General features: G+C 62.8%; 11 protein-coding genes. 2 read left to right on the top strand and 9 right to left on the bottom strand.

Going from position 1 to position 12,026, the window contains the following annotated elements; all coding sequences use genetic code 11:
- Positions 1-410: 410 nt before the first annotated feature.
- Together SGJ19_27930 and SGJ19_27935 are read right to left on the bottom strand one after the other, a co-directional pair.
- Positions 411-1,733, bottom strand: coding sequence for a Gfo/Idh/MocA family oxidoreductase (locus SGJ19_27930; protein MDZ4784095.1), 1,323 nt, complete (start codon positions 1,731-1,733; stop codon positions 411-413).
- A 195-nt stretch (positions 1,734-1,928) separates the two neighbouring features.
- Positions 1,929-3,041, bottom strand: coding sequence for a formylglycine-generating enzyme family protein (locus SGJ19_27935; protein MDZ4784096.1), 1,113 nt, complete (start codon positions 3,039-3,041; stop codon positions 1,929-1,931).
- Positions 3,042-3,117: 76 nt separating this feature from the next.
- On the opposite strand from SGJ19_27935, the gene SGJ19_27940 reads away from it, so the two are divergent.
- The gene (locus SGJ19_27940; protein MDZ4784097.1) at positions 3,118-4,149 is read left to right on the top strand and encodes an FAD:protein FMN transferase; all 1,032 of its coding nucleotides are present in this window, start codon (positions 3,118-3,120) and stop codon (positions 4,147-4,149) included.
- A gap of 151 nt (positions 4,150-4,300) precedes the next feature.
- On the opposite strand, the gene SGJ19_27945 is transcribed toward SGJ19_27940, so the two are convergent.
- The 5 genes from SGJ19_27945 to SGJ19_27965 all read right to left on the bottom strand — a co-directional run bounded on the left by SGJ19_27945 (position 4,301) and on the right by SGJ19_27965 (position 10,223).
- Positions 4,301-6,166 carry a GTPase domain-containing protein gene (locus SGJ19_27945; protein MDZ4784098.1) on the bottom strand — a complete coding sequence of 622 codons (1,866 nt, stop codon included), beginning with the start codon at positions 6,164-6,166 and terminating at the stop codon, positions 4,301-4,303.
- Positions 6,167-6,355: 189 nt separating this feature from the next.
- The gene (locus SGJ19_27950) at positions 6,356-7,456 is read right to left on the bottom strand and encodes a tetratricopeptide repeat protein (GenBank protein MDZ4784099.1); all 1,101 of its coding nucleotides are present in this window, start codon (positions 7,454-7,456) and stop codon (positions 6,356-6,358) included.
- A gap of 103 nt (positions 7,457-7,559) precedes the next feature.
- Positions 7,560-8,177 (bottom strand): sigma-70 family RNA polymerase sigma factor, encoded by a 618-nt coding sequence (locus SGJ19_27955; GenBank protein ID MDZ4784100.1) that lies wholly within the window; start codon positions 8,175-8,177, stop codon positions 7,560-7,562.
- A gap of 25 nt (positions 8,178-8,202) precedes the next feature.
- On the bottom strand, positions 8,203-9,162 hold the full coding sequence (locus SGJ19_27960; GenBank protein ID MDZ4784101.1) for a hypothetical protein: 960 nt from the start codon (positions 9,160-9,162) through the stop codon (positions 8,203-8,205).
- A 233-nt stretch (positions 9,163-9,395) separates the two neighbouring features.
- Positions 9,396-10,223, bottom strand: a complete 828-nt coding sequence (locus SGJ19_27965) for an OmpA family protein (protein ID MDZ4784102.1) — start codon at positions 10,221-10,223, stop codon at positions 9,396-9,398.
- A gap of 199 nt (positions 10,224-10,422) precedes the next feature.
- Between SGJ19_27965 and SGJ19_27970 the strand changes: the two genes are divergently transcribed.
- Positions 10,423-11,118 (top strand): hypothetical protein, encoded by a 696-nt coding sequence (locus SGJ19_27970; GenBank protein ID MDZ4784103.1) that lies wholly within the window; start codon positions 10,423-10,425, stop codon positions 11,116-11,118.
- Positions 11,119-11,120: 2 nt separating this feature from the next.
- Here SGJ19_27970 and SGJ19_27975 read toward each other — a convergent pair whose 3' ends face one another.
- Entirely contained in the window at positions 11,121-11,507 is a 387-nt protein-coding gene (locus tag SGJ19_27975; GenBank protein ID MDZ4784104.1) for a hypothetical protein, read from the bottom strand.
- A gap of 123 nt (positions 11,508-11,630) precedes the next feature.
- The coding region (locus SGJ19_27980) for an imidazoleglycerol-phosphate dehydratase (protein MDZ4784105.1) at positions 11,631-12,026 on the bottom strand (396 nt) is incomplete at its 5' end.

A 12,026-nucleotide genomic window follows, 5' to 3' on the forward strand; every position in this document is an offset into this window, starting at 1 on the left:
AAAACCCACCGCGGAGAAGTCCCAAAGCAGCCATCGTCCACAACCCTTACCCCGCTAACCCTACCCACGGCGCGTTCCAGTTCTCGGTGAACCAAGACAAAGGTAGGGCGGGCCGCGCGTGGCATCGACTGTTTAATGCTTTAACGCGTCGCAAAACAATTCTCGTCGCGACAGAGTTCGGTAAGGCCCGCCATCTGTGCAGCGGCGGGCCTTTCGTAATTCAATCAATAGCGGTTTCGCTTCATCAACCGTTTCGACGCTATTGTGTCGAACGCTCGCGCGGCCCGCCCTACAACTGCAACCCCCTCGCCTTGGCCACTCTCGCGTCCCTTCGCGTGTTTCGCGGGCAACAAAAAAGCCGGGAGCCATTTGGCCCCCGGCTGGAGTTGTTCGTCGTGCTTCCGCGGTGATCAGACTACCTTCGTTTGGCCCGGCACGGCGACGGCTGGCGTCGGCGGGGCGGCGTCGAAGTCGTATTTCGCCGGGGCGAGGCTGACTTCCGAAGCCAACGCTTCATCCATGTTCAGCATCTGGCCGGAGTAAGTCGCGAGGCGGCCGAGGATCGCCGTCATCGTGCTCATCGCGCCGTTGTGTCCTTCATTCAGCGGCGAGCCGGCGCGGATGCTGGCGAAGAGGTCGTCGTGTTCCACCTGGTAGGCGTTCGGCGTGGGACCACGGTAGCGCCACGGTTCTTGCCCGGCAGCCATAATCCGCGCGGCACTAATGTCCGCGGTGCCCTTGGTGCCGATGACGTGCTCCGAGACGCTGCTCCAGCAGTTGGGGATGTGCCGGCAGTAGCTGAACATCCGGGAGCCGTCGGCGTACTCGAATTCCACGGCGTGATGATCGTAGATCTCGCCGTACTCTTCGGCGACGCGCACCTGACGTCCGCCCATGCCTTGCGCGCGGACCGGATAGGCCGCTTTGACCCAGTTGATCACGTCGAGGTTGTGAATGTGCTGCTCGACGATGTGATCGCCGCAGAGCCAGTTGAAGTAGTACCAGTTCCGCATCTGGTAGTGCATCTCGGTCTCCCCTTCCTGCTTCGGGTTGACCCAGACGCCGGCGTCGTTCCAGTAGCAGCGCGCCGCGACGATATCGCCGATCGCGCCGTCTTGCAGACGCTTGATCGTCTCGATGTACGGCGGTTGATGATGACGCTGCAGCCCGACGCCGACGCCAAGATTCTTCTGCTTGGCGATTTCCACGGCCGCCAAAACCTTGCGAACACCCGTCGGATCGACCGCGACCGGCTTCTCCATGAAGATGTGCTTGCCCGCGTTCACGGCCGCCTCGAAATGAATCGGGCGGAAGCCCGGCGGCGTGGCCAGGATCACGAGATCGATATCGCACTCCAACACTTTCTGGTAAGCGTCGAAGCCGACGAACTGCCGTTCCTTCGGGACGTCGAGGCGATCGCTGGAGACCTCGGCCTTGAGGGCGTTCAAGCAGATGTCGATGCGGTTTTGAAAAGCGTCGCCGATGGCGACCAGTTTGACTGCGCCCTTGGTTTGCAGGGCCTGATTCGCGGCCCCGCTGCCGCGCCCGCCGCAACCGATTACGCCGATCCGAATCGTGTCATCTCCCGCCGCATGCGCGCTCCGCGCGATGCCCAGCGTGCCGGCGAACGTCGCCCCCGCGGCGGCCAAGGTCGATGTCTTCAAAAACCCGCGCCGCGAAGCATCGCGTGGCGATTCTGGCGCAGCCGCGCCGCCGGAGTTCGATTCGCTCATGTGTGGGATCCCTCGCGACAAAAGAATGGGAGAAAAGCAATGAGTTTGTAGGTCAGGCTTTCCAGCCTGACTTTCCAGCGCGGTTGTGGCATGGTCTCCCGACCATGTCACTCCTGGCTTGGTGTTGTCTGACATGGGAGACCTTCGGTCGGGGTCGTGGCACGGTCGGGAGACCGTGCCACAACAAAGGCGTCTCTATTTGTCCTTGTACTGCTGCAGCTTGTCCGCGCCATACATCTTCTTCTCTTCGTCGGTCGGTTCGCGGAACGGGCGGATCACGCGGAAGCCGACCCAGGTGGCGTCGGTGTAGTACCACATGCTTTGCGGCAACTGGGGATCTTGTTGCTTCCACGCTTTCTCGGAGACGATCCGCGTGGCGCTGCGCAGCTTTTCCGGATCATCGTTCCACGAACCGCCGCGCGCCACGCGGCCGTACAGCGCTGTCGGCGGATCGTACGGGTTCTTGGTCAACCTGTCGGCATATTTTTCGTAGCTCTTCGGATCGTGCCCATCGAGGACGAATTCCGAGACGTTGCCGTGCATGTCGTGCAGGCCCCAGGGATTCGGCTTTTTCTTGCCAACTCTTTGGTAGACCTCGTCGCTGTTGTCGTAGTACCAGGCGTAGTCGCCCAGTGCTTCCGGATCGTCGCCGAAGGAGTACAGCGAGGTCGTGCCGGCGCGGCAGGCGTATTCCCATTCCGCCTCGGTGGGCAGCCGGTAATAGCGGCCCGTCTTAGCGGTCAGCCATTCGCAGTATTTCTTCGCTGCGAGTTCCGTCATGCAGATCACGGGGAAGCCGTGTTGCCCCATGCCGAAGGTCATATCGGTGTACGGCTTGGTCGGCCGCATCAGAACGTCGGCGACTTTTTCCAATTCGTTGGGTTCTTGCTTGGCGAGTTGCCGCCCCTGGATATCGAGCGAGAAGCTGAACGTCTCGAACTCGTCCCAGGTGACTTCGCACTTGCCCATCCAGAACGGCTCCACTTCGACTTCGTGCTGCGGGCCTTCGTCGTCGCCGCGCCCTTCTTCATCGTCGGGGCTGCCCATCAGGAACGTGCCGCCGGGAATCGGCACCATGTCGAACTTCACGTCGCGGCCGGTGATGGGCTCCGTGTACGGCTTCATCTCTTCGGGCGTCGCCGCGTCGGCGTTGGGGACTTTGAGCACCGGCCGTCCCTGCGCGTCCTTCGCGACTTCCACGGTCTCCGCCACGGCCGCCGTCGACATGGCGAGCAGGATTCCGAGGCCCAGCAATTGCCCGCCGACCGTCCAGCGGCGTACTCTAAGAGAGGTCGAAGTGCGCTTCACGCTCGGTGCTCCGAAATACGAGTTATCACGGGCGCAGCGCTCCCTGCGACGACGTCAACCAAGGAACCGCAAGACCGTGGGAAACAGCCTGGGAATGTGGATCGTAGGGGCGGGATTGCTCGCGGCCTCCCCGACGGCGGACGTGACTCGCTACGAGTTTTCGCAGGTCCATATGGGGATGCCGTTTACGCTGATATTGTACGCCCCCGACGAAGCCGCCGCAAACCGGGCCTCCACGGCCGCTTTTGAGCGGATCGCCGAACTGGACCGAACCCTCAGCGACTACAAGCCCGACAGCGAACTTTCGCGACTCACGGCGACCGCCGGAGAGGGTCGCGCCGTTCCCGTCGGCAACGACCTATGGCGGGTGCTGCTGGCCTCCCAGGCGCTCTCGGGGCAATCGTCCGGGGCGTTCGATATCACCGTCGGTCCCTACGTAAAACTCTGGCGGCGCGCCCGACGCGACCAGCAGTTTCCATCGGAAAAACGCCTGGCCGAAGCCCGGGAGCAAGTCGGGTACCAGCACTTGAAACTCGACGCCGAGCAAAAAACGGCGATTCTTGAGCGGCCTGGGATGCGGCTCGATCCCGGCGGCATTGCCGTTGGCTATGCATTGGACGAGGCCGGTGAGGTGCTGCGCGAGCAGGGCATTGAATCGTTTCTCTTCGACGGCAGCGGCGATGTCCTGGCCGGCGATCCGCCGCCGGACAAGTCGGGCTGGTCGCTGGCGATTGCCTCACCATTGGACGACACGCCGCCAAGCCGCGTCCTCACTCTCGCCAACGCCGCGGCGACGACGGCCGGCGACACGATGCAGTTCGTCGAACTGGCCGGCAAGCGCTTCAGCCACATCGTCGACCCGCGCACGGGACTCGGCCTGACCACGCGGCTCGGCGTGACGATCGTGGCGCCGGATGCCATGACCGCCGATAGTCTCGATACGGCCATCAGCGTGCTAGGCATTGAAGACGGAACGCGCTTATTGGAAAAGTACCCCGGCGCCGCGGCGCTGTTCGTCCAAGTGACGGACGACGGCAGCGTGGTGGAAAGCGAAACGCCGAGCTTCAAACAATATGTAGCGCCGATGTCAATCAACACTAGCCCGTAGCGCAAGCGAGGGAGAGTTGACGTTGATGATCGACCAATCGAATACGCCCAACAAACCGTAGTTTCGAATCCGCGAGAGATCTCAGGGACGCGAAAGGACCGTTTGGCGTTCACGTCAAACGATCACCAACGTCCTCTCCGCCTCGCTTCCGCTACGGGCTGGTGTCGGGGCCAGTGTGCGTCAAACCAGCCAATTCGTGAATTGCTTTCTGCACTGCACGATACTCCGGGGTTTGCGTCATGCCGGCGCCGAGGCGGAGTTCAGATAAAAGATCGCCGAGCAACTCTTGCTCCAAGAGCGACGCTAGCCAGCTAGCACGCAAACGGGCATAGCCAGATTGCAATCGCGCAAAGAGTCGCGCGGCGGCTTGCTTCGCATTTTCGCCGGCGACGGCGACGATCGCTTCGCCGCCGCCGGTGACCGTAGTGGTGATGAGCGTGTCTTTGACCAATTCGGCGATCGCACCGCCGGCCGCTTGCACGAGCGCGTGATCGGCGCCGGTCCAGGCGACGCCGCTTAAGACGAGCGCCACCGTGATGGCCGGCCGGCCGACCGCCGAAGCGCCGTCCAACGAGCGCATCACCGTCAGCGCCGATGGATTCTGCTCGGCCCATTGATTCAGCTCGCCGGCGACGAATTCGCGATAGTCCTGTCCCATCGCCGGCAATGCGTCATATGCTTCCTGCACGTGCGCCAGGAGCGCCGCGCGGGCGTGCCCGCCGAGCAAGCGTGCGATGCGCGGCTTGAGGATCTCGTTGCCCACGGCGCCGAGGCGTTCCAGGTCGTCGAGAAACCGCTCCACGGCCCGCACGATGGCGTCGCGCTCGCGCGAGCGAAAGGCGGCGAGCGGGTCTTCGCCCGGGCCCATCATCACGCGCCAGCCGGCCTTGATCGGTGCGGTGACCACGCCCGCCACGCCACGATAGAAGCCATGAATGCCCTGTACCCAACGCGGGCGGCGCGGTTCCCACCACTGGCCGATTTCCTCGACCAACAGTTGCGGCGGCAGATTAGGCCAGTCGAAGCGCGCGACTTCCTCGTGCGCCAGGCCGGCAGCGGCCTCGACGAAACGATCGCTTGCGCGGTGAATTCGGGCCAGGTACGCCGGCGCGCCACGATCTGCGTCCAGCACGGATTCCAGTGCGCCGCGAAACGAGCGAATCTTGATCGCGTCGAAGCGTAGCGCCGCCAATTCTTCGCGCAACGAAGTCGCCGAGTCCGGCAGCGGATGGCCGGAGTTCGTCAGCCGATGAAACTCCAGGTTGAGTTGCTCGGCGCCTTGGCGATCATACGGGACGGCGTAGACCAACTCCGGGTGCGCGCCGGTCTCGCTGGCGAAGGTATTCAGCCAAAGCGGCAGATAGTCCGCGTCGGCCGACAGATCGCATTGGTTGAACACCACGATCACTTGTTTGCCGGCGGCGGCGGCCTTGCGAAAGAACTGTTTCACCGCCGCGTCGTTGTATTTCTGTTGCGTGAGCACCGCAATCAACACGTCGGCGGCCTGGCGGACGTGGTCGGCGCGCTGCCAATTCACCTGCGCGTCGGAATCGATATCGGGCGTATCCAACAACAACAAGCGCGGTGGGACATGTTGGCCGGCGCGCCAAAACAGCAAGTGCTCGGCGCTTTCCTGGAGCGGATCTTCGGCCGCCGTCCAGGCGCGGAGTTGAAAACCCTCAAACCGCGGCGCGAGCTTCGCTTCATCCGCCCAAGCCGCCGGCGCGAGACAGACCGGATGCTTGGTGCCCGCAGCCAGCCGGCTGACCCCGCTGGCGTTCTCGCCCGCCAGATGATTGAACAGCAGCGACTTGCCGATATTGGTGCCGCCCACGACGGCGACGATCAAGAGCGGCTCGGCCTGGGCCTCCGGCAGAAGCTTCCGCACGAGGAGTTCGTGCCACTCTTCCTCGGCGGGATGGGGCACGCCGAGCCTTGCGGCGATCGGCGCAAGGGACATGACCGCCTGAGCCAGGCGACGGACCTCGGCGGCCCAATGCTGATAAGCGACGGTCATTGCGGAGAGACTGTTATCCCAGTGGCAGGCGTGCGAACAAGTAAGTATAGCCCCACACTAGCCCGTAGCGCCAGCGAGGGAGAAAGGACGTTGCTGAAAGTTTCCGGCCCAAACTCTCAGCGACCTCAGCTCTCCCTCGCTGGCGCTGCGGGCTAGTGTCGAGTTCGACTTGGTCTATTCGGCCAGCGGCTAGGAAACTTGCGGCGTCAGTTGCTCGGCGCGCTCCAGATCGGCGCGGGATTCGACGAAGTAGCTGGTCGCCTCGTAGGCCGCGGCGCGGCTGCGGTAATACTCCGCGCGCTTGGGATCCAGGCGAATGGCCGTAGTGAAATCCTGGATCGCGGAGGTGTAGTTTCGTTGTTGGGCATGTGTCTGTCCGCGAAGATGGAAGGCGGCGGCGTAATCCGGCGCAATCCAAACGGCGCGATTTAGGTCTTCGATCGCGGACGCAAATTGCTTGAGCCGCCCTGACGCCGCAGCGCGTTCGTAGTACGCCTGGGCCAGTCCCGGATCGAGCGCAAGGGCCTGCGTGAAGGCGTCGATCGCCTGGCGATCCTGGCCCTGATGCAGCAGCAGGATGCCGCGCTGCAGGTGCATGGCACCGCTCTGCGGTTCCAATTCGGTGGCTTGGCGCAGGTCCTCCATGGCGCGATCGAGTTCGCCCAACTGCATGAAACTAAGCGCGCGATTACAGAGCGCCGCCGCGAGCCGAGGATTGATGCGGAGGGCGTCAGAAAAATCGCTGAGCGCCTCGGCATGGCGGCCAAGCCGCAGAAAGGCGAGGCCGCGATTGTTGTAGTGCGTGGCTTCATTGGGCTGCCGCTCGATCGCAAAGGTGTACTGCGCCAGTGCGGAATCGACGTAGCCTTGCTGCAATCCACGCTGCGCCTTCTCCGCGACGACGCGTTCCCAAAAGGGGTCGAGTCGTCGCCACAGCCAGGCATAGGGCAGCGCCAACAGCGCGCCAACGGCCCCGGCCGCGGCGGCTGACCAGCCACGATGCATTTGCGCCAGCTCGTCCAGCAGACTGAACGAAAAATTGCCGTCGCCGAGAGCCGCGCCGATCGCGCCGCCGATCGCGCAGCCGATGTATCCGCGACCGTTCAATTGGCGTTCCACGACGAGGCCGACCGTTGCGCCCAGCGCCAGCATGAAACAGGCCTGCCAATCGTCCCAGATGCGAATGAGCGCCAGTGCTACGAGCCCGCCGTAGACCATGACGGCGGCAAAACGCCACAAAGTGCGCCGCATGCGACTGCGATCGGCGGCGGGAGCTTTGACAGGTTCCATCGGCGATCAACGCGGTAGTTCAACGTGTGGGAAGTCCGACGTTGAGTCTACCGCGTCGCGACGCGCTCGGAAACATCGACGCTTCCAAGCGCGTCCGCCGCGGCTATTGTCGCATCAACTCGCGGAGTTGATGCATGCCGCGCCGCAACAGGCCGGCGATGGCCGCCTTGGTGCGGCCGAGTTCCGCGGCAGTCTGATCCAGTGACCAGTTTTGCAGCCGGTGGAGCTCGATCGCGCGGCGTTGCGGCTCGGGAAGTTGCATCAATTGCTCGGCCAGCCGCATGTGTTGCTCCAGTTCCTGGCAACGCTGCGACGGACAGAGGTCGCTGTGCGCCAGGAAGTGATCGAAGTGTGCGGAGGAATCGCCCAGCGCCGCCTCGATCGACACTTCGGCCACCGGATTGCGGCCCCAGGCGTGCAGACGTCGAACTTCGTCAATCAGGTTGTTGGCCAGCGACCTCCGCAACCAGGCGGCCACTTCCTGGTCGGAGCGGTTGTGCAATTTGTCGCCGGCCTGAAAGGCGTCGAGCAGCGTTTGCTGCACGACGCCCGAGAGGTCCACCTTACCGACGAGCTTGCGATCGACCTTGGTACGCACCAGCAAACTCAGGAGCGGCCGAAACCGCTCCAGGTGATCGAACGACTCGCCATTCCGTTTGGTCATCGCCGACCCCATGCCAAGCCTTGAACCGATACCGCGGACGATTGCCAGGGCGCTCATAGTTTCGCTCCTTCATTTTCAAGAATCAAGCGTGCCGCCGGCGGTGACGATATCCGGCCAAGGCGATCAGCCCGCACACGGCCAGGCCAGCCGTGGCTGGTTCCGGGACCGCGGTTAACCCTCCGGCCGCGAGCAGCGATTCGCCAAAGTTATCGCGGACCCGATTCAAGTCATTGATATCAACGACACCGTCGAGGGGCGCGGTATCACCGACAACGCCTTCGCCCGCCTCGTCGAAGTGATTGCGTACATTGTTCAGGTCGCTGATATCCACGTCGCCGTCGGCGTCCGTGTCGCCGTTTTGCCCTGTGCCCACGTCTAACAGCATCGAGCCGCCAAACTTGCCTCCGAAGACGCGCTCGCGAAGTTGTAAGTTCACATTGTAGACGCTGAAGGCTTTGACATCGACGTTCAGGCTCGCCGTGGAGCTTACATTCGGATCCCATTGAAACGTAGTCGAACCCATCAGTGCCGGCTCAAATTGGGCCAGCGTACGGCGCGGATCTACGCCCACGTCGCCAAAGCCCGACGGCGCCAGGCCGACGATAATCGACTGCAGGTCCGTTCCAGAAGCGCCGAAATCGGCGTTGTCCGACCAGATGGCCTCCAGCCCTCCTAACTCTTCGCCATTGGTGTCGACGAGCGTGAGGTCGGGACTCCAGCCGCCGATCAACGGATCGAGCGACAGGCCTTCCGCCTGCAGATTGACGACAACATTGCCGAAGCCCAGTTCCCCGGGCCCACCGGCAAGCTGGCTGATGCTGACGTAGTAGTCCAAGGTGACCAACAATGGCCCGGTCCCCTCGGCCACGCGCAGCTGTTCGGCATTCTGCACGGTGATCGTGCCGGGTGCGAGCGGAGTGAGATCCGGGTGCTGCAGTTGGCGAACGACTGGACGCACGGTGAGATCGACCGCAACCGATGAGGAAGTGCCAAGGTGTAACGTCAGAATCGACAGCGCGAAGATAGTGATTTGGCGTTGCATGGGTCGCTCCAGTTGGACAAGGCGGTTCAGAACCGCGGGAGAGGCTGGGGAGATCGAACACCGTCGTCCGAACTCCTCTACTCCTCCAAGCGAGGCATACGCGCGGAGAGAGCGCAAAACGCGAAAAAAAGACTCGCCACGCCAGACGTGCGGGGCGCCATGTCGCAAGGGCACGGTCCCTGCAGCGGACCGGCCGCTCGTGGACCAGCAAACCAAACTTGCTACAGGCAAACCTAGCGGGCCGCTTTTTCCGGATAGACGACCAGCTCGACGCGGCGATTACGCTGCTTGCCGGCCGGGGTTGCGTTGGAGACCACTGGGTGGTTGCCGCCGTGACCGGCGACGAAGAGATGGGTTTCCGGCACCCGGGCTTGCGTCACCAGGTAGGCTTGCACGGCCATGGCCTGAGTGTTCGACAGCTGGGCATTGCTTAGTCCCAGTCCGGGAACCGCCGGATCGCTGTCGGTGTGTCCTTCGATTCCGATCATCTGATCCCGATAGGTCTGCATGATCCGCTGCGCCACGTCGGCCAGCAGTTGCTCGCTGCCAGGCTTCAACGTCGCGCTGCGGTCGTGGAACAACTGGTCGGCCGGCAGCTCGATTCGCACCACGTCGCCGTCCTGGCGGATTTCGACGCCGGGAATGCTGATCTTCGGCAAGTCGCCCAACAGGCTGCTGTTGGCGGAGATCGACGCCCCCACCGGTCGCCGGGAGGAAGCCATCAACGCCCGGGCGTCGGATTGCTCCTTGGCCTTTCCGGCCTCGGCAAGTTGGGCAGCCGTGGTCCGCAGTTGCTCGCGGAGCGCCGCCACTTCGTCCTGGAAGATGCGTCCCTGCTGTTTTTCCTGAGCCAGGAGCGCCTTGGCGTCCTGGTTATCTTTATCCAGTGCGGTGGCCCGGGTTTGCAGTTCCTGGTTCTGCTGCGCCAGCACTTGTTGCTGTTGCTGCAAGGCCTGGACCTGGGATTGAAGCGTGTAAGCGTTCTGCGCGCAGCCGGACCCGGCTAGTCCACAACCGACTAGCGAGAGCAACCACAAGCTCCAGCCGGCGAATCCGCGCATCGTCCTTGACCCACGGCCATCCTCAGCGGGCCCGACGCACGTAATCCGCGCAACGGCCCCTGAGAATCGGCGGGGATCGTACAGATCGGGCAAAGGGCGAACAAGGGCAAATCACGGCTTAGAAATCGGCGAATTGATTGTCGCGGCGCAGCGCAAGTGCGAGAATGCGGCCAGCTCAACTCGCAGAAAAGGATTTCCCATGAAGTTCTCCATTCTCGCCCTACTGGCCGCGACCGGTTATGTCGCACTGTTGATCGCCAGCTTTCAACAGCCGCTTTCGATGTGGCGCTATGCCGTGATGGCCGGCTGGCTGGCGATCATGGCCTATGTCATCATGCTGGCCGTCAGTCCGAGGAATTGGGTTCAAGCGACCTTTGCCCGCGCGGTCGTCGGTTGCGTGGCGACCTACTTGATGGCGACGGTGTTCGTCTGGCAAGCGGAAAGGACGTCGCCGCCAAGCGGTGTCTTGCCTCATGAAATGTTCAAGGAGCTTTGGGCAAGTCGCTCAAACTATACGGCGGACGCCGTGGCGTTGCCCGCAACGTATTACGACCAAGTGCCGGCGCCTGAAGCTGCGCCGGCGGATTCCTTGGAGGAGTCTGAAATCCCGAGTCCCAGTGACGATCCCTTTCTCCCCAGCGCTACCGATGCGCCGCTGGCAGTAGCCGCTCCTTATGTACCTACCATGAGATATGCCACGTACTCGTATGACGTTCCCAATCCCATCACCTCCCTCGATGCCATTGCGGCAATGAACTGTGCCATGGGCTTCGGTTTCATGGGCGGCGGCCTGGCGGTTTTGCGCAATCGCCGTGTCGAGCGCGCCCAAGCCAAGCAAGACCGCGTGTCGAACACCCATCCTCTGGAGCCGACCGAGATCGCGGTCGATGGGTAAAGCTAAGCCCGCTCCCACTCTTGCTTTGTGGGGTCACACGGTACGTAAAGTGGCAATTTGCAGTGCCGGCAGGCGTCGTCAAACGGGGCGTAGAAAATCATTTCGAGAAAAAATGGCCGCTGGCATTTGGGGCACTGCCAATACATTTGTCGGCCGTGAGTGACGACGGCCGCGCCAAAGGCAACGATCCCCACGATCAGCCCTGCGGTCGCCACGGGAATATCCGACTCCAGCACAAGGCTCAAAGGCACAAGCAATAGCGCCGCGACGATTGTCGCAGGAAAAAACGACAGCAGCGCGATCCATTTGATCCGTCGCCGGCGGCGATACTCGCTCCAGGCGGCGTAGTATTCGTGATCTGGGCGTAGAAAGTCAAAGCGGTAGCCCATCGATCAGCTTCACGTGAATGGAAGTGCGGGATCGTGGGCGGCGCGCTCCAGGCGCTGACGCTTCAGGCTCCATTTTCAGTGTTGGGCTCCGTTTTCCAAACACTGAAAACTGAACACTGAAAACTATCCCGTCAACGTCCCCTTCGTGCTCGGTACGCCGGGCATCCGCGAATCGTGTTCGACGGCCATGCGCAGCGCGCGGGCGGCGCATTTGAAAATGCCCTCGCTGATGTGGTGGCTGTTGCGGCCGTGGTGGAGGACGACGTGCAGGTTCATCAGCGCGTTCGCCGCCACGGCTTGCCAGAAGTCTTCGACCAGTTCGCTGTCGAAATCGCCGATCTTGGCGGCCGGGATCGGCGCGTTGAACACCAGATAGTACCGCCCGCTCAGGTCGAGGGTCGTGGTGACGAGCGTCTCTTCCATCGGCAACGTGAAGTGCCCGTAACGGCGGATGCCGGCCTTGTCGCCGAGCGCAATTTTGATCGCCTGCCCCAAGCAGATGCCGACGTCTTCGACCGT

It is taken from the genome of Planctomycetia bacterium (assembly GCA_034440135.1).
Classification (GTDB): Bacteria; Planctomycetota; Planctomycetia; order Pirellulales; family JALHLM01; genus JALHLM01.

Bases quoted from the DNA above. Each gene is read 5' to 3' on its own strand.
- SGJ19_27930 (MDZ4784095.1), bottom strand. From the start codon at position 1,733: ATGAGCGAATCGAACTCCGGCGGCGCGGCTGCGCCAGAATCGCCACGC.
- SGJ19_27945 (MDZ4784098.1), bottom strand. From the start codon at position 6,166: ATGACCGTCGCTTATCAGCATTGGGCCGCCGAGGTCCGTCGCCTGGCT.
- SGJ19_27950 (MDZ4784099.1), bottom strand. From the start codon at position 7,456: ATGGAACCTGTCAAAGCTCCCGCCGCCGATCGCAGTCGCATGCGGCGC.
- SGJ19_27955 (MDZ4784100.1), bottom strand. From the start codon at position 8,177: ATGAGCGCCCTGGCAATCGTCCGCGGTATCGGTTCAAGGCTTGGCATG.
- SGJ19_27960 (MDZ4784101.1), bottom strand. From the start codon at position 9,162: ATGCAACGCCAAATCACTATCTTCGCGCTGTCGATTCTGACGTTACAC.
- SGJ19_27965 (MDZ4784102.1), bottom strand. From the start codon at position 10,223: ATGCGCGGATTCGCCGGCTGGAGCTTGTGGTTGCTCTCGCTAGTCGGT.
- SGJ19_27970 (MDZ4784103.1), top strand. From the start codon at position 10,423: ATGAAGTTCTCCATTCTCGCCCTACTGGCCGCGACCGGTTATGTCGCA.
- SGJ19_27975 (MDZ4784104.1), bottom strand. From the start codon at position 11,507: ATGGGCTACCGCTTTGACTTTCTACGCCCAGATCACGAATACTACGCC.